Origin of the sequence: Rectinema subterraneum (assembly GCA_009768935.1) — a bacterium.
Taxonomy (GTDB): domain Bacteria; phylum Spirochaetota; class Spirochaetia; order Treponematales; family Rectinemataceae; genus Rectinema; species Rectinema subterraneum.
In genome coordinates this window covers 32344-49171 of the sequence record WESA01000017.1, presented here as the reverse complement: position 1 = coordinate 49171, position 16828 = coordinate 32344, and the positions used below count along the sequence as shown (strand labels likewise).

Annotated in this window: 14 protein-coding genes and 1 tRNA gene; 5 read left to right on the top strand and 10 right to left on the bottom strand. The window is 55.6% G+C overall.

Annotation, left to right across the window (positions count from 1 at the left end):
• Positions 1–155: 155 nt before the first annotated feature.
• The 7 genes from GAP13_RS06120 to GAP13_RS06090 all read right to left on the bottom strand — a co-directional run bounded on the left by GAP13_RS06120 (position 156) and on the right by GAP13_RS06090 (position 5155).
• Positions 156–752 carry a type IV toxin-antitoxin system AbiEi family antitoxin domain-containing protein gene (locus tag GAP13_RS06120; protein ID WP_158907238.1) on the bottom strand — a complete coding sequence of 199 codons (597 nt, stop codon included), beginning with the start codon at positions 750–752 and terminating at the stop codon, positions 156–158.
• A 644-nt stretch (positions 753–1396) separates the two neighbouring features.
• On the bottom strand, positions 1397–2413 hold the full coding sequence (locus GAP13_RS06115; protein ID WP_158907236.1) for an AAA family ATPase: 1017 nt from the start codon (positions 2411–2413) through the stop codon (positions 1397–1399).
• The gene (locus GAP13_RS06110; RefSeq protein WP_158907234.1) at positions 2410–2724 is read right to left on the bottom strand and encodes a hypothetical protein; all 315 of its coding nucleotides are present in this window, start codon (positions 2722–2724) and stop codon (positions 2410–2412) included. The genes GAP13_RS06115 and GAP13_RS06110 overlap by 4 nt, the downstream gene beginning before the upstream one ends.
• A 116-nt stretch (positions 2725–2840) precedes the next feature.
• Positions 2841–3077: a helix-turn-helix domain-containing protein gene (locus GAP13_RS06105; RefSeq protein ID WP_158907232.1), complete on the bottom strand. Its 237-nt coding sequence runs from the start codon at positions 3075–3077 to the stop codon at positions 2841–2843.
• Positions 3078–3288: 211 nt separating this feature from the next.
• Positions 3289–3723, bottom strand: coding sequence for a helix-turn-helix domain-containing protein (locus tag GAP13_RS06100; protein ID WP_222126162.1), 435 nt, complete (start codon positions 3721–3723; stop codon positions 3289–3291).
• Positions 3724–3784: 61 nt separating this feature from the next.
• The gene (locus GAP13_RS06095) at positions 3785–4879 is read right to left on the bottom strand and encodes a tyrosine-type recombinase/integrase (RefSeq protein WP_158907228.1); all 1095 of its coding nucleotides are present in this window, start codon (positions 4877–4879) and stop codon (positions 3785–3787) included.
• Positions 4880–5075: 196 nt separating this feature from the next.
• Positions 5076–5155, bottom strand: a tRNA-Leu gene (locus tag GAP13_RS06090).
• Positions 5156–5672: 517 nt separating this feature from the next.
• Here GAP13_RS06090 and GAP13_RS06085 point away from each other — a divergent pair.
• The 4 genes from GAP13_RS06085 (at position 5673) to GAP13_RS06070 (ending at position 11783) form a co-directional block, all read left to right on the top strand.
• Positions 5673–7028, top strand: a complete 1356-nt coding sequence (locus tag GAP13_RS06085; RefSeq protein ID WP_158907226.1) for a glutamine synthetase family protein — start codon at positions 5673–5675, stop codon at positions 7026–7028.
• A gap of 159 nt (positions 7029–7187) precedes the next feature.
• Positions 7188–8849 carry a thiamine pyrophosphate-dependent enzyme gene (locus tag GAP13_RS06080; RefSeq protein ID WP_158907224.1) on the top strand — a complete coding sequence of 554 codons (1662 nt, stop codon included), beginning with the start codon at positions 7188–7190 and terminating at the stop codon, positions 8847–8849.
• Positions 8822–9424 carry an indolepyruvate oxidoreductase subunit beta gene (locus tag GAP13_RS06075; RefSeq protein WP_241864301.1) on the top strand — a complete coding sequence of 201 codons (603 nt, stop codon included), beginning with the start codon at positions 8822–8824 and terminating at the stop codon, positions 9422–9424. The genes GAP13_RS06080 and GAP13_RS06075 overlap by 28 nt, the downstream gene beginning before the upstream one ends.
• Positions 9417–11783, top strand: coding sequence for an acetate--CoA ligase family protein (locus tag GAP13_RS06070; RefSeq protein ID WP_158907222.1), 2367 nt, complete (start codon positions 9417–9419; stop codon positions 11781–11783). The genes GAP13_RS06075 and GAP13_RS06070 overlap by 8 nt, the downstream gene beginning before the upstream one ends.
• A gap of 95 nt (positions 11784–11878) precedes the next feature.
• Here the strand turns inward: GAP13_RS06070 and GAP13_RS06065 are convergent, their stop codons facing one another.
• From GAP13_RS06065 to GAP13_RS06055, 3 genes are all read right to left on the bottom strand, one after another.
• Positions 11879–13864, bottom strand: a complete 1986-nt coding sequence (locus GAP13_RS06065; RefSeq protein WP_158907220.1) for a DegV family protein — start codon at positions 13862–13864, stop codon at positions 11879–11881.
• A gap of 119 nt (positions 13865–13983) precedes the next feature.
• Positions 13984–14628 carry a glycerol-3-phosphate 1-O-acyltransferase PlsY gene (gene plsY, locus GAP13_RS06060; protein WP_241864302.1) on the bottom strand — a complete coding sequence of 215 codons (645 nt, stop codon included), beginning with the start codon at positions 14626–14628 and terminating at the stop codon, positions 13984–13986.
• Positions 14629–14632: 4 nt separating this feature from the next.
• Positions 14633–15583 (bottom strand): carbohydrate kinase family protein, encoded by a 951-nt coding sequence (locus tag GAP13_RS06055; RefSeq protein WP_241864300.1) that lies wholly within the window; start codon positions 15581–15583, stop codon positions 14633–14635.
• A 124-nt stretch (positions 15584–15707) separates the two neighbouring features.
• Here GAP13_RS06055 and GAP13_RS06050 point away from each other — a divergent pair, with 124 nt between their 5' ends.
• Positions 15708–16742, top strand: coding sequence for an ABC transporter substrate-binding protein (locus tag GAP13_RS06050; protein WP_158907216.1), 1035 nt, complete (start codon positions 15708–15710; stop codon positions 16740–16742).
• The last annotated feature ends 86 nt before the right edge of the window (positions 16743–16828 follow it).

Sequence of the window (16828 nt, the reverse complement as noted above, 5' to 3'; positions counted from 1 at the left end):
TTTGTCAGCTGCTTCAGAAGTCCTTCAGGGCCTGTCAGATCCTCTGGCCCCTTGTACTCCTTCAGAAGCTCATCCAACACTTCCTTCGTGATAGCCATACTCTCTCCTTCTTTGAGTATAGCTGTTTACACAGATTTTTTTACAGGCTCGTCTGCTCATAGAATCGCCTCAAGATACGGAGTTATTGCCTTTTCAATACTACAGATCTTTGCATACTCGGCGAGCCGGGAAGGCTGAACCTTCGCTTTCGCTTTGTAGAGTTTTATCGCCTCCAGGAACACATCCATTCCAATTCGATTCCTAAACTTGAAACAATCGATGATCGTTTTTTCCAGATCGTAGACCTTCACTCCTACTCCTTCGATTATATGTTCTTCGATGCCAGTTTCATATGAAGCCTTCGAGAAGAAATACGCGTGGAGAGGAGGGTATCGCATAGCAGGAGTTCGAGACCCTCGAGGAAGAGCGATATTCACTTCCTTTGGAATCTGCGTCGTCGCGTTATGAAAAGAAAGGGCTGAGACAAGACAAAGGATCGCCTTGGGATAACGGAGGCTCATAACGCAGAGGTCGGGATATGGATGATCAGGCTGTCCGGAAAGCTTATAAAGGCCTCTGGATTCCTGTATGACTACCCCTTTATCGCGAAGCGCGTAGAATGCATGACGCGACATGCCCGCTGCGATAGCCTGACTCATCCTGAGGTAGCCGCCATTAGCCAGGAAAAGCCTTTTGATTTTGTTCTGTTCCATACAGACATAATGATAACACTTACATGCATGTGTATGCAATATGTCTCCAATTGATTCCAGCTTTTCCCCACATTCAAGCACTTTGTCAGGTCTTTGGTACATCTTGTCCCTTTCAAGTGCAGTGCACGGGTTTTGGGCCTTCTCCATCGTTTTTCGTGAACTTTATATGGATATTATATCATTTATTATCTTATTATACAGTATTTTAATGATTGTTCAGGAGCCCCTGATCAAATAGTTCTCTCTTTTTGCGGACATCATGACCTGACCAGCAGGAATGCCGGAAGAGCCAAAACAATAAAGGCTCCCTCGCGGGAGCCTTTTGTTGTGCCCAGAGGGGGACTTGAACCCCCATGCAGTTATTTATTTTTAGCCTTATTTTTCAGGCTTTCCCCCATTTTAGAACCTTCTAGTGCTACGTATATGCTACGAGCTTTGCAAAAATCGCGACCAGACTTTTGACAAATTTTGAATTTTTGTCAATTCGTCTGTGTGCGATAGCACGGTTTTGGCTGTATTTTTCCGAGCCCCTCTTTTTCCGCAATGCATACCGGTGCCCTCGCCAATGAAGAGGCGGCGGGCACAAAGCCCGCCAGCCCTCTCAAAGTACCATACAAACTATACAATCTATACAAAGTTCAGCTTCAAGTTTGCACACTTTGTACAGTTTGTATGCCTTTTTGTAGCAAAGTATATTCCCCGTACTGCGTGCGCACGATAAGTCCATTGTCAGCCAGCCGCCGCAAGAGCCTCGATACCGTCGAGTCGTCGATGCCTAGGGCTGTGGCTATCTCGCTAGTTCGCCCATGCCCGCCATGCTCACGCAGGTACTCGATGAGCCTGCGGCGCTCTGGTGTCTGTCGCAGCTCTTCCGGCGAAGCTGTAGAGAGCCGATAGCCGAGCGGATCCGTGCAGAAGTCAAGCGCAAGTTTTTGCGCTTCGATATCGTTGCCGTCAAGAAAGAGCACGGCGTTTTCCTCGCCGCGGCTGCGAATGAGCGTCAGAAGCACGTCAGCATTCGCCTGCATTGCAACAGAGCCCATGACGCCGTCGAGGTAGTCCGCGGTTTCCATTTTGCGGCGGTGTGTAACAAGCGCAATCATCACGCCAAGGTCATTTGCAAGCTGGCGAAGCGGCGCAAGGACTGCGTACACGTCCTGGTAACTGTTTGCGTCCGCCTCAATCGGCCATAATAGCTGCAGCACGTCCACAATAACGAGTCGATAGCCCTGCGCCTCTATTGAGTCGGCCAGTGCTTGCAAGCCTTCGGCACCCGTCGGCCAGCGAAAAGCGAAGTCGAAGTTTGCGCAAGGCACGATGCCCATTTTTAAAAGCCGCTGCGCCGTCCTGCGTTGCGAGAGCTCGAGCTGTAGGTACAGGACTTTTGATTCTGTCGTAGGTATACCGAGGAAGTCGCGCCCTCGCGATATGGCGTCAGCAAGCTGCAGCAGCAAGAGCGTTTTCCCCGATGCCTTCGATGCGGCGCAGATAGCTAGCCCCGCGTCAGGAAGTACGCCCTGCCAGAGGTATTTGGGCTTTTCATAATGAGTCGTCAAGAGTGCAGCGCCGCTCACGATCTCGAGCTTCGCGAGGCGCTCTTTCTTCGCCCGCTCTTCCGCGCCGAGCTCATCGACAGTGTCGAGGTAAGGATCCGAGCTCATACTCGCCCCCCTTCCTCGAGCGTAATGGCAAGCGCCCGCGCTTTGAGGTCGAAGAAGTCCTCGTAGGGGTGCTGAACGAAGATGTCGGCCAGATCCTCAACCTGCGCTGCAATTATCGCAATTGATGCCCTCTCGAGCGGGTCGAGCATGTCCGGCCTCTGGTAGGTCAATTTTTCCCGTAGGCTTTCAGGGATCCGCGCCGCCTGTTTAGGGAAGGTACTACACTCCGCCGCAAGCAAGATTACTGCTTGCTCTTCGAATAGCGCAAAGTCATCCTTCCGCGCGGCGATCTTTGCGATCTTTCGCCTCATCCAGTCAGGCAGCTTGACATTTTCGCGATTTTTGTCAATATTAATTATAGTTCTGCTGTTTCCCTTTGCCCCGTGCCCGCCCCAGCCCCGCGGGCTTTTTTTATAGCCCGCCGCGTTCATTTTCGCCCCCTGTCGTTCAGCCAGTCTTCAGCACGGGCTACGAGCTCTTGTCGAGGCTTTACTCGGCCAGCGCGCACGTACTCGTCGAGCTCCTGCGCGTCAAAGAGCAGCACGCCGCCGCGCGGTTTGTAGCAAGGTAGCCTGCGCTGGTGCGTGAGCTTGTACAGGTAAGCTTTACTGATACCCAGAAGCCTTGCGGCTTCATCCGAGGAAATGAAAGTGGCGTTTGACATAGACGCCTCCGAAGATAATCTACCCCTTGCCGTTTTGACGGCAATCAGGGCGAGAAAATCTGCGGAGGCGCACCCCAATGTTTTTCAGCACTATATTCGCTAACAGTGATATAGAGCTTAAAACATTGCGCCGGCATAGGCAAGACAGGCTTTTGCGCCGTCAGCCCGCCGGTTATCCGCTAAACATCGTTTATATTTTCCAGCGATCCACCTATCCTTTAAAGTCATCGGCAACTTTGGTGATGCTCGAAAATACACGTTCTAGATCTTTAGGAATCAAGTAAATCTTTGCCTTCATAAGATCACTTACAAGAATCGGGATCAAATCGTTATCGTTTTTTTTAGGCGCAAGCCATCGTGCAACTTGCGATACTTTCACATTAAAAAGCTTTGCAAGATCTGTTCGTGATAAATGCTCTTCTTGCCGAAATGCCCTCAAGCTTTTTCGCTGAATATACGCAAGCCCAGCAGTGCCGCGTAAATATTTTTGAAGAATCCGCACGGGTAAGGTTCCCGCATCTTGTGGTAGTATACCCCTGTCAATACCCGATGGGGTTAGTATTGTTCCAGCGTCCTCGTGAGCTAATGATTTAACCTTTTTTGTGAATGTTTCAATCGGTATATTCGTCTTCAGCTTCGGCATCATGGCGTCCTACCAATCTTTGTTTAGTATACAGACAAGGTCAAACAGAGTCAAGCCAGTATTCTCATTTTTTTTCTGCAGCGAGCTTTATAATGCGCTCGCTATCTTTTTTGACTTGCGGAAGGCTCGCAATGATCTCTTTTTTCCGCTGATCCGTCATCCGCAGGTATACTTCCGTGATTTTAATATCGCTATGCCCTAGTAGTCGGCTCACGGCGTAGATATCGCCTGATGCTTCCAGCGTCATCATGGCGAAGCTATGGCGCCCTGCGTGCCAGCCGAAGGCTTTTTCGATGCCCGCCCGCTTGCGCCAGGCAATGAGCGGCTGATGAGGATTTACGCCTTTCGTAGCAGTCAGGCGCGGAAAGACAAGCTCGTCCTGCCGATGCAGGCGCTTGTCATCGATGAGCTCCCAGGCAATCGGCGCGAGGGGGATGCTCACGATATCGCCTGTTTTGTTCTGGCGCTTTTTAATCATCGGTTCAGGCTCGCGGCGGATATCGCCCCATAGCAGAGAGCGGATATCGCCGAGGCGCAGCCCTGTAAAGCACGAGAGCAAAAAGCCCCGCCGTACTTCGTCGGCAAGCTCGCCTTCTACTGGCGTATTGTAGAGCCTTTGGATCTCCTCGACAGTCAAATATGGCTTCTCGTGCTCTGGCGCTCGAATGGGCTTGACGCCCTTCGCAGGGTTGCGCTCGATGAGTCGTTCGCGCTCTGCCCGTGCAAGTACCGCTTTCAGCGCGGCCAGGTAGTGCTGCGCAGTCTTTGCGCCCAGCTCGCCCTGTTTGAGTAAGAATGCCCGATAGGCGTCAATGAAGCGCTCGTCAACGTCGACAAGCGCAGTATCGCCCGCGTATTGTCGAAGGTACTTCAGGCTCTTTGGCAAGTGCATTTTTTTATCATACTCCGCGGCGATTTTTTCCGCGTACTTGATGAGCGTCATTTTCGAGCCTACGGGGTCGACGAGCTGGTACCGCCCCGCCGCGATCTGCAGCTCTCGCTTGCGGCGGATCTCTTCAGCCAGTGCCCATGCTTCGCGCTGCCCCTGCCTGTCAGCTGGCAAGGCAAAGTGCAGAGCTTCGAAGCGCCGCTTTCCGTTCAGGCAAATATCCAGGTAAAAGTACTTCTGCTTTCCGCGTAGCCTGATTTTTGCACCCATTTTTGCCCCCTTATAGAAGGTTCTATATGCTACGTTTATGCTACAAATATGCTACGTGAACATGGTAAAACGGGGTCAAACGGACGTCAAGGGAGAAAAAGCGCAGAAGTTATGCACTATGCGTATTTGCTTGTAAAATAAGGCTGAAATGCAGTTTCAGGGCAATAAAAAAGGCTCTCCGAAGAGAGCCTGAAAATGCCCAGAGGGGGACTTGAACCCCCATGCTTTCGCACTAGAACCTGAATCTAGCGTGTCTGCCAATTCCACCATCTGGGCGTAACGTTCATGGGCACAGAGCTTGCTCGATTGCGCGCGGGCGCTGGCATAGCGCGGGCGCGAACGCTGGCGTTGCGCGGGCATATGCAAAGCACAAGCGCCTTTACCGCTAGCGCAAGCCATGAGCGGGTGTATTTATAGCGCGCGAAAGCGCCGGATGTCAAGGCAGAAGCCAATAGCGGCTGCGGGCGCTGCGGGGGCGCTATTCTCGCGCGCTGGCTGCGAGCGATGGTCGCTGACGCTAATTGCGGGCACGGCCGGCGCGCATGCTTTCTGTCTGCGTTTCATTTTTTGATACTATCGTTTCATATCTTGTCGGATTAGGAAAGCCGGGGTACAATATTCTGGCGCACGAGCTGAAATGCTGGGGGCGCAGCCGAGGTCCTTCTTTTAAAGCGCGGGTATGCGAGCTGAACCGGCAGGGGGTATTGCTGCGAGCACGACTGGGGGCGGACATGCAAGCCAAAACGGCTGCGGCCACGGATGATGCGGTGCGCTCCTCGGAAAGGGGTTTACCATGAAGTTATCCGAATGGAACGGTGATTTTGCCGGCATAGATTATGTGTCATTTATTGTGATCGATATTGACGGGCGGATGAGAGCGGTGAGCCTTCCTTCGTCGTATGCGAGCGAGGCGGTGCTCAGCAAGGGCATCGGGTTCGATGCCTCGAATTTCGGGTACGCCAAGGTGCATGCGTCCGACATGGTGGCGGTTCCTGATATGGAATCGGCTTTCGTGGAGCAGAAAGATAATTTCAATATTCTCCATGTATTCTGCAATGTGCAGACGATGGATGGGCAGTTTTTTGCCCAGTATCCGCGCTCGGTGATCCGCGCCGCCCAGCATGCGCTGCAAGCGTCAGGCATCGGTGATGATGCGAAAATGCTGGTCGAGCTCGAGTTCTATGTGTTCGAGGATGTGCGGTATTCCACGACCGCGCATCATTCGTATTACTATGTCGAGAGCTCCGAGGGCATCGGCGAGGAATACAGTGATACGCCGCGGTTGGGGATGTCGCAGGGGTATCACCGCATGGCGCCTGAGGATCGCTATCAGCTTTTGCGCAACCGTGCGGTAAAGACGATGATCGATGTGGGCATTCCGGTCAAATATCATCATCACGAAGTGGGGGCTGCCCAGCTCGAAATCGAGCTCGATTTCATTTCGATGGTGAAGGCTGCGGATGCTGTTTCGCTCGCCAAGTGGATTCTGCGCAATGAGGCGGAAGGGCTGGGACTGCATGTCACCTTCATGCCCAAACCGATGTACGGGGTCGCCGGCAGCGGGATGCATGTGCATCAGTTCATTCTGAAAGATGGCAGGTCGATATTCCCTGGTGAGGGGCTCTACGGACTCTCGGACAAGGGTCTTGCCTATACGGCGGGGCTTCTGAGCCATGCGCTGACAGGTTCTTTGCTCGCGTTTTCGAATCCTTCGACGAATTCATATCGCAGGCTGGTGCCGGGCTATGAGGCTCCGGTGAGCGCGACATTCGCGCAGGGTTCGAGGGCTGCGGCGGTGCGGATTCCGGGGTATCTGGGCAAAGGCGAGGCGCGCATCGAATTCCGCACGGGCGATGCGACGGCGAATGTGTATTATTTTCTTGCAGCGATGTTACTTGCAGGCCTTGATGGCATCCAGAAAGGGCTCGACCCGGTCGCACTCGGCTATGCAAAGGAAAAACCTTCAGAAAAACACATTTTTCCAATGGGGCTTTTCCATGTGCTCAGCGGGCTCAAGAAGGACCGCTCCTATCTCGAGCCAGCCTTCCCGAGCGAGCTCATCGAAACATGGATCGCACGCAAGGAGAAAGAGGCTTCGTATGTGTACAATGCACCCGTGCCGCAGGAGTACGAGCTCTATTTTGACTGAGGCACAGATTCTCGGCGCGGGTTCTGCCCGCGCCATTTTTTTCTGATGTCGGGAAAACCGGGTTGCTGACAGTCCGGGCGGGACACATGGTCTGGCAGGCATGCCCGTGGGCGCGCTGCTGGGCCAACCTAATATTCTGTACGAGAAAAGGGGTTTCCAATGGCAGAAATGGTTCTATCCGGCGACGAAGCGGTTGCGCAGGCAGCCCTCGATGCGGGGCTCTCGGGAGGTTTTGCGTATCCCGGCACGCCTTCGACGGAGATCATGGAGTATTTGCAAGAGCATTTGGGGGATAAGCGGGCGGGCGCGGGGGATGCAGATGGCAGCGCTGAGACAGGCAGCGTTTTAGAAGTAAGAACCGCGCCGCGCGTGGCGCAATGGTGCGCAAACGAAAAGACCGCCTACGAATCTGCGCTTGGTGTTTCCTTCGCGGGGAAGCGCGCGATGGTGTCGATGAAGCATGTCGGCCTCAATGTGGCGATGGACCCGTTTACGAATTCGGCGCTGGTGCGGATACACGGCGGGCTTGTGGTCGTGGTTGCGGATGATCCGGGCATGCACTCGAGTCAGGACGAGCAGGATTCAAGGCTGCTGGCGGATTTTGCGCGGGTGCCCTGTTTCGAGCCGTCGGACCAGCAGGAAGCGTATGACATGACGCGGCTCGCCTTTGATTATTCGGAGGAGCATGAGGTGCCGGTGCTGGTGCGGCTGACCACGAGGCTTGCGCATGCGCGAGCGCTGGTAACAATGGCGCCTGCGCGCGATGTTCCAGCCCGCGGCAAGTGCACCGATCCCTACTCGTGGATTCTGATGCCGGAAATGGCGCGCAGGCGCTGGCTGGCCTTGCTGGACAAGCAGCCTATATTCAGGGCGGACGCGGAAGCAGCGAGCCGGCTGGTGCTGGGGTCGAAAGAACTCGGGGTGATTACCTGCGGGCTGGCGCGCGCGTATTATAAGGAAAATGAGGATGAGTGGGCGCGGGCGCATGGCGGCGAGCGGCCGTCGCACTTGCACATTGGCCGCTATCCTGTGGGGGCGGAAAAGATTCGGGCGCTTGTCGCACATGTCAAGCGCGTGCTTGTCATAGAAGAGGGCTATCCGTATATCGAGCGGGATTTGCGCGGGATTTTCGGTACGCCAGTGCCGGTTGCGGGCAAGATGACGGGCGAAATTCCACTTGCAGGCGAGCTGAGTGCAGATTCTGTGCGGTTGGCACTAGGCTTGCAGGCTCGCGAAGGTTCCGCTGTGGCCGGTATCGAGGTGCCGGGGCGGCCGCCGCAGTTCTGCCAGGGCTGTCCGCACGCTGATTCCATCACAGCTCTTAAAAAAGCACTTGAGGGTGAAGCAGAATTCTTTACGGCCTCCGATATTGGCTGTTACACGCTTTCTGCCCTGCCTCCGTGGAATGCAGTTGAATCGTGTGTCGATATGGGTGCTTCCGTCGGTATGGCGCGCGGTGCTGCCTCCGTCGGGCAGAAGCATGCGATCGGCGTAATCGGAGACTCGACGTTCTACCATTCTGGCATGACCAATCTCATCGATGCGGTCAGATATCGAACGCCGATGACGCTTCTTATTCTCGACAACGGAACGACGGGGATGACCGGCGCACAGCCCACCATCTCCGGAACGTCGCAGCTGCCAAAGCTGCTCGAAGGGCTCGGTGTCGAAAAGGAACACATCCGGGTGCTCGAGGCGCATAAGCGCGCGCTCGATACGAATGTCGCAGCTATCCGCGAGGAAATTGCGTACGATGGTGTGTCGGTCATCGTAATGGTCCGCGAGTGTATCGAATGGCTCAAGAAAGCGAGGAAATCATGACCTGCGATATCATTCTGTGCGGTGTCGGCGGGCAGGGAGGCTTGTCCGTTTCGGTGGTCATTGCACGGGCGGCAATGGCTTCCGGCTTTCTGGTAAAGCAGTCAGAAATTCATGGTATGTCCCAGCGAGGCGGACAAGTGCTCGCCAACTTGCGCATTTCGGACAAAGAAATCTTCAGCCCGACGATCCCAAAGGGGAAGGCAGATATAATCTTCGCTTTCGAGCCTCTGGAAGCGCTGCGGTATCTTTCGTGGCTTTCGGTGGAACGCGGGACGGTGGTAGCGGCCACGACGCCGATCCGCAATATTCCGAGCTATCCGGATATCGAATCAGTGCTGGCGGAAATCCGCAAGCTTCCGCGGGCGCGCCTTATCGATGCGGACAGTCTCGCGAAACAGGCTGGCAATGTGCGCAGCGCGAATCTTGTGCTGGTGGGCGCTGCAGCTGATCTTTTGCCGGTACCTCCTGAAGCAATCGAAAAGGAAATTGTTGCGCTGTTTTCCCGCAAGGGCGAGGCAGTTGTTCAGGCGAATTTGAAGGCATTCGAATATGGCAGGAGCATTCAGCATGGCTGAAAAATACAAGAGGGGTCTGACCCCGGTCCGGCTCGATGCAAAAGCTCGTGCGCTCCGCGACGAGGCTATCCGAATAGCGGCCCGCGCGAAGGCCGAAGGAAGAAGCGCGCTCACTGAGCTCGAAGGCATGGCACTGCTTTCGGCGATGGGCATCCGGACGCCAAGGTACTGGCTGGTGAGTAGTGCGGATGAGTTTCTCGGCCGCCTGGGGGAAAAGACTTCTTCGAATGTGAGCATCATGCCGGGGCCCTTCCCGGGCGCAAAAGCGGTCGTGAAGGTAATAAGCCCTGAAATTCTTCACAAAACCGAAGTGCAGGGCGTTGAAATAGTTGACAATACAACCGCCAGCATAGTCGATGCGCTTCGCCGCATGGAAGGGCGGTTCGCAGGCGCAAGGCTCGACGGCTTTACAGTCAATGAATTCATTGCGTTCGAGCCCAAGCTCGGGCACGAGATGATTTTCGGCTATAGATTCGCTCCAGACTTCGGTCCGGTCGTGAGTTTCGGGCCGGGAGGCATCTATACCGAGTACCTTGCGACAAAATTCAGGCAGGGCGCGGCGAATCTCATTCTCTCGCCCCGTGTCTCGAACCCGAAGGCGCTCGAGGCCTTGCTCAGGGAAAACGTGATCTACGGACTACTCTGCGCTGGCCTCAGAAACACAAAGCCAGAGCTCGCACCAGAAGCGCTGCAGCGCGCCATCCAGCACTTTCTTGATGCTGCGGATGCGCTCGCGGCAGCAGGTATCGGTGAATTCGAAGTGAATCCGATGGTGCTCTCGCATGCAGGAGAGCTTGTCGCGCTGGACTGCCTCGTAACCCTCAAAGACTTCTCGTCGATGGGACTCGCCTCGGACAAAGACGGGCTTCCTGTGAATATGGCGCAGCAAACCCGCCCCGTGCAGGAAATAGGGCGAATTCTCAAGCCCGCCAGCGCGGCTATTATCGGCGTGTCCGAAAAAGGCATGAACAACGGGCGCATTATCCTTCGGAACCTCATCGAAAATGGCTTTGATACGTCGCACCTCTATGTGGTGAAGGCCGGTATCGAATCCATCGACGGCTGCCGCTGTGTCCCGGATGTCGCATCTCTGCCCGAAAAAGTCGATCTTTTTGTCCTCGTTATCCCGGCCGCATCGACACCGGCGACGCTTGCGCAGATTGCCACCTATGACAAAGCATGGTCGGTCATTGTCATCCCCGGAGGCCTCGAGGAAAAGGCGGGCTCGGAATCTATCGTCGCCGAGATGCGACGAGCGCTCTCCGAAGCCCGCGGGCAAGGCAAAGGTCCTCTCATCAACGGCGGCAACTGCCTGGGCATCCGCTCGGTCCCCGGCAAGTACAATACGCTCTTCATTCCGGAGCACAAGCTTCCCATGCCCAAAGGAAAGGTCGAGCCGCTCGCGGTGCTTTCCCAGTCCGGCGCATTCGCCATCTGCCGCATCTCGAAACACCCTGCCATCAACCCGAAGTACACGATCACCTGCGGCAACCAGATGGATCTCACTATTGGCGACTACCTCGATTACCTGGCGCAGGATCCGGATCTGCATGTCATCGCGGTCTATGTCGAAGGGTTCAAACCGCTCGATGGCGAAAAAACGCTCGAAGCCTGCAGGCGCATCACAGAGTCGGGAAGAAGCGTGATTTTCTATCGCGCCGGGAGAACGCAGGCAGGCGCGGGGGCTGCTGCGAGCCACACTGCAAGCATTGCGGGCGACTATCCGGTCACCCGCCAGCTGTTTGCACAAGCGGGAGCTATTGTCTGCGACAGCCTCGATGAGTTTGATGATGCGATCACACTATTTACTCTGCTCGACGGGCGCAAGGCGCGCGGCAATCGCCTCGCGGCGGTCTCGAATGCGGGCTTCGAATGTGTCGCGATTGCGGACAACCTTGGAGGCATGGTGCTCTCCTCGTTTGGCGAGGCGACAAAGGCCGAGCTTGAGGAAATCTTCCGCGCTGCGCGCATTACCGAAATTGTCGATATCCACAACCCGCTCGACCTCACTCCAATGGCGGGCGACGATGCATATGAAGGCTCTTTCCGGGCGGCGCTGCTCGATCCAAGCGCGGATCTTGGGATTGTGGGGATTGTTCCGCTCACGGTGATGATGAATACGCTCGCTGCCGATCCCGCGGTCCACAGCGAGGATGTCACACGCGAAGATTCGATCGCAGCGCGCTATGGCAAGCTCATGCGCGAAACCGACAAACCTTTTGTGACGGTTGTCGATACTGGCCCTCTGTACGATCCGCTCTGCCGCGAGCTCGAAAAGTATGGCGTGCCGGTATTCCGCACTGCCGACCGCGCACTTAAGATGCTGGAGCTCTGGCGGAACAGCCCAGCGGCGCGGTAGCGCTGCCAGGGCGGACATGCAGCTACTTGAATAGGCGCGCTTTTGATGCTCCCTCGTTGCGCACCTGAAGTCATTCGGCCGCGGGGCACCTGACTTTACACAAGCTTCGGAACACTCTCCGGAAGGCCCGCAACACTGATCGCGCCCAGCCAGGCAAGCGAAGCGAGCACCGGCCCCATCTCCGAAATGACAATTTTCGACTCTGGGTGCAGATACGCCGCACAGAGGTCAGCGAGCTTCTGCGCCTCCTCGGGTGCATCGACATGCGAGATGTGCAGTTCAGCGCGCGAGCCGGCAGAAAATGCCTTTTTTATCCTTGACAGGAGGGCAGATACAGTATTTTTCTCGCCCGCGTAGATGCCGGCAGTCTCCGCTTTTCCTTCTTTATTCGTTGTAAGAAGGGGCCGCAAGCCAAATTTCCTCAAGATAACGCTCTTGACGCCATGCAAACGCCCCGAGCGGATAAGGCTCGAGAGGTTTCGTACCGCGACAAAGAAAACCATGCGGTCTCGAAGCGTCTCGAGGGCTCGCGCAATTTCGCCTGCAGAGAGGCCATGTTCGGCCATTTCGACAGCCCGCGAGGTAAGGATGCCCTGCGCTGCGGTTACGGTTCTGGAATCGAAGGCAACGAAGTGTGGGGGCGTCTGGGGGCTCCGCTCGGTTTGGCCGGTTTGCTCAGTGTGGCCCGCTCTCTCGGTGCGCCCATCTTGCCCGGTTTGCCCGGCCGGAGCTGCGCTGCCGCGGAAAAGGCTTGTTGCGGCGCGCACGCCTGCCTGAAACGTACCAGATAGCGCGGCTGTCAAACCAATGTAAAGAATTTCGTTCGAGTGACCCGCAGCGATCGCAAATGCTCTGGAAAAAGCCGCATCGGTGGGCTGGCTTGTGGACATTGAAAAATCGGGGTGCTCTCTCATAAGCCGGTGCATGGCGCGAATGTCGAGCGCGGGGCCGTCGGGACGGGTTTTGCCGTCGATGGTGATGAGGGCTGGCACTTTGATGACGCCATGCTCGAAAAGAAACGCTTCGGGGAGGTCGCAGCCGGTATCGGTGACGATGGCGCAGGTTTGGGGTTTTTCAGTTGCCGCTGCGCGCTGATTCTGGCCAGCCAGCTGGGCGCGGTGTGCAAGGAGCTTCTGCAGTTCCATGTCGTCGACTTTATGGGAATCGACAAGTCCTTGCGAGTCAAGGAAATCGAATACTTGATACGGCGCGTCGGTGTGCACGTGGATCTTGGCCAGGCTTTCAGTGCCTGCGACGACGACGCTGTCTCCATACTGAGAGAGCTGGGTTCTGATTGCATCGAGGTCGAGCCCCTCTCCGTGAACCAGCGCTTCCGTGCAGTAACGAAATTGTGAATCGCTCGAAGCTAAAAGGACATCAACGTCATTCGGCGCTTGGAAATCGAGCATCGCCCCCGTTGAAGCTTGCAGACTTTTGTCAGCTCGCGCAGCTTCTTTGAGGGAACCCGATCTGATGAGCTGCACGATTCCTTCGAGCATATGCACAAAGCCTTTTGCACCGGCATCGACAACACCCGCGCGTTTCATTTCGGGGAGCATGTTTCTTGTCCTGGCGAGGGAAGCCTTGGCTGATTCATATGCGGCTATGAATACATGGAGAATATCGTCCGATTGCTGGGCCTTTTCATGCATGGCATGCGCCCAGTCATGGAGTACGGTGAGAATGGTGCCTTCTTTGGGAATCGAGAGTGCTCTGCGCGTTTTTTCTGCAGCTGAAACAGCAGCATTGGCCAGTCGTTTTGCACCGATACGAGCGTCATGCTGCAGCTCTTCCGCGAGTGCAGAGAAAAACTGGGCGAGGATCGCACCTGAATTGCCTCTTGCGCCGGCAAGTGCTGACTGCGCTGCTCTCTTGAGCACGCTGCCGGCATTTTTAGGGCGAAATGCCGCGAGCGACGAGGTGATTGCGCGAACAGTGCTCGCCATGTTGGTGCCGGTATCGCCGTCGGGCACAGGGAATACATTGATTGCGTCCAAGCTGGCGGAATTTTGAATGAGGGTCTGAGATCCGGCTGTGAGCGCGCGGCTCAATCGAGGTCCATCGAGATAGGAAATCTTCATCAAATTTACAATATTGCATTCTATGTCAAAAGGCAAGGCTGGGCAAATCAGCGCGCCAGCTTGTTTCTCATTTGATGCTATCGTCGAGCGAGCATGACTGCGTCGACCGAGCTTTCGCATCAATCATGCTTTTTTCTGCGCAGAAACCTGAATTGTTCGAAGGATTTCTCCTCCCCGCGCAGGATGCGGCCAATATTCGCTCTGTGAGTAAAAACAATGAAAATCGCAATTGCGATGCCGAGACCCAAAAGCCACGGATTAGGCGGTGAGCCTTGCGCGCCAAGTGCAATTGCAATTGGAAGGATGAGCGCCGCCGTAATCGATGAAGCTGAGATGATACCCGTCAGTCCGACCACAAGCAAAAACCCGAGCACACAAAAAATTGCCGCCACTGGCGCCATCATGATAAGCGCCCCCGCCCCCGTTGCCACCCCCTTCCCCCCGCGGAACCCGGCAAAAACCGGAAACACATGCCCTACCATCGCTGCAACGGCTCCCGCAACCTGCAAGGCCTCGCGCGGAAGCGCGGCATTCCTCCCCACCCATGCGGCTAGGAACACCGCGAGCGCCCCTTTGCCGACATCGACAAGCGCCACGGGAATGGCCGCTTTTGCGCCGAATACACGGAATACGTTCGTCGCGCCCGTCGCTTTCGAGCCTTGCTGCCGTGGGTCTTTGCCAAAAAATAACTTGCCTACGACAAGCCCCGTCGGGAAAGACCCCGCGAGGTATGCAAGGATAATTCCCAGAATCATGGCCAGCATCACATCACCTCATTCGCTTGAATACATCTTCTATTGTACCCGAAAATGGCCCGGGCGTTTCCATTTTGATCGAGCACAAAGCTGCAGCAAAGCGCACCGATTCCTCCGGCCCATGTGAAAGGCGCCAAGCAAGATAGGCTGCGAATGTCGTATCGCCGCGTCCGGTGCGCCCGGAACGATTCGAAGGTGTGAATGGAGCCCGATAGATCTGCCCGCCTGCCAGCACAATCACTTCTGTATTGTGGGTGATCATGACTTCGGGTTCGCGCCCGGCCCAAGGGCTCCCTCCAGCGCTTCCTCCCCATGACGCAATGACGCGCGCCGCCTTCTCTCTGTCTGTAAGCCCGGTGAGGATCTCCGCTTCCGCCGCATCTGCCTTGAAATAGCTCACGTAGGGCATATAGCGATGCTTGTTCTTCCAGTCGCGGAAGATCATTCTGCCATCAGGCTGGGCTTCGCGCAGAAGGCCCTGTGCATCGACCGCGATTTTGGCTCGCTTGCCAGACTTGCGCTCTCCAGACGCGCGCTTTCCTGGTTCCCGCTGAGCAAGCTCTTCGATGAGCGAATCAGGCAACTCCCCCACAAAGAGCCCCGCCAGATCGATAATTTCGGCTTCTGCTTCTTCAGGAATGTCCGCTGCCGAAAAAGGCTCGGCTCTCGAAAGGAGGGTCGTCTGGCGCCGCTCATGGTCGCTCGACAGAAACACGTTGCGGATCGAGGTCGAGGCCGGGCTTTCGAGCACGACAAGTTCGATCCCCTCTTGCTGTTTGAGCACATCGAGTGCGCCAAAATCCCCTTTCGCGGCTTTTGTGATGGCGAGCACGCGCGCCCCCGAGCGGGCGGCGGAGATCGAAGAATACAGAAGCGCTCCGCCATACAGCCTGTTCTCCTGCCCTTTTTCGTCAATGATAATGTCCTTTGAAATATGGCCGAGCATGATGATGTCGTACTTCACGCGCTTCTCCTTTACGGGTGTATAGCATATATCTGAAAACGTTTTTAGATTTCTGCAAACGATTTCAATTGCATTCTGCAAAACTTATTCTATAATAGACGAGGAACCTGAAAGGAGGCAACCTATGCGAAAGATTTTTCTGTCGATGTTCGCTCTCATGTTCTGTGTGATCCCTCTTCTGTCAGTCGGGGCACAGGGAACAGCGGAGTACAAGTTACTGACGGTATATACCGCACTGCCCGAATCTGAACTTCCCACCTATTTCAGTCAATTCGAAAAGGATACGGGCATAAAGATTCAGTATGTGCGGCTGTCTGCCGGCGAGCTCCTCGCCCGCGTGCGTGCGGAGAAGAACAACCCGCAGGCCAGCGTGTGGTTTGGCGGCTCGTACGACAATTTCGTTCCAGCGAGCAAGGAAGGGCTTCTCGAAGCCTACCAGTCGCCTGAACTCAAGAATATCCCGAAGGTCTATTGGGATCCTGAAGGATTCGCGAACCCCTTCTATGTCGGCGCAATTGGCTTTGCGTGCAATACCGAATGGTTCAAGAAAAAAGGCCTGCCCTATCCGACAAGCTGGGATGACCTTCTGAAACCCGAATTCAAGAGCCAGATTTCGATGGCGCACCCCGGAACTTCGGGCACATCGTACACAATCCTTGCGACCATCGTGCAGATGCGCGGCGAAGAGGGAGCATGGAAATACTTCACCGCCCTCAATCAGAACATTCGCCAGTACACCAAATCTGGCGTAACTCCGCCAATGGATGTCGGCCTCGGCGAAGCGGCGATCGGCATCACATTCTCACACGATGGACTCAAGCCTGCATTCGAAGGCTACCCTGTCGCCATGTCCTTCCCGAAGGATGGAACCGGCTATGAAATCGGCTGCATGGCGCTCATCAAGAATGGCCCCGCAAAAGAAACCGCGAACGGCAAGCGCTTTATCGACTGGATGCTCTCGAAGCGCGGTCAAGACCTCTTCGAGACCTCGAAGTCGTTCCGGATTCCGGTCAATACGCTTGCAACGCCGCCGAAGGGCGCGATTTCTGTCGACAGCCTCAAAGTGATCAACTACGATGCCGTCTGGGCTGGTCAGAACAGAAACCGCCTTGTCGAGCAATTTACAAAAGTGGTCGCGGCCGCGAGCAACCTCAAGTAAGTGCCTGCGGGCGACGAGTGAGCTGCCGCGCACAAGCGCGCGCGAAAGCGGGCGCGCGGGAAATTAAGTCGCGAGCCCACGTAATA